Below are 264 nucleotides of genomic sequence, written 5' to 3'. Positions count from 1 at the left end.
GCGCCAGCGCAATCTTGAAGGCCTGCGGCAGGATCACGTCCCGCATGCGGGACAGATAGGGCAGGCTGAGCGCCTGCGCCGCCTCCCACTGCCCGCCGGGGATGGCCTGGATGCAGCCGCGCCAGATCTCGCCCAAAAAGGCGCTGCTGTTGAGAATCAGCGCCGCGCCGGCCGCCACCCAGGGGTTGATTTCCAGCCCCAGCACCGGCGCGCCGAAGAACACCAGAAACAGCTGCAGCAGCAAGGGCGTGCCCTGGAAGACCT

General features: G+C 68.2%; 1 protein-coding gene. It reads right to left on the bottom strand.

Annotated features, from left to right (window positions below):
• A partial coding sequence (locus tag C5P05_RS02120) for an ABC transporter permease subunit (RefSeq protein ID WP_114967972.1) occupies positions 1-264 on the bottom strand: 264 nt, incomplete at both ends.

The organism is Rhodoferax ferrireducens (genome assembly GCF_003347515.1).
In the GTDB taxonomy this organism is placed as follows: Bacteria; Pseudomonadota; Gammaproteobacteria; order Burkholderiales; family Burkholderiaceae_C; genus Rhodoferax.
This window is presented reverse-complemented; position numbering and strand designations above follow the sequence as displayed.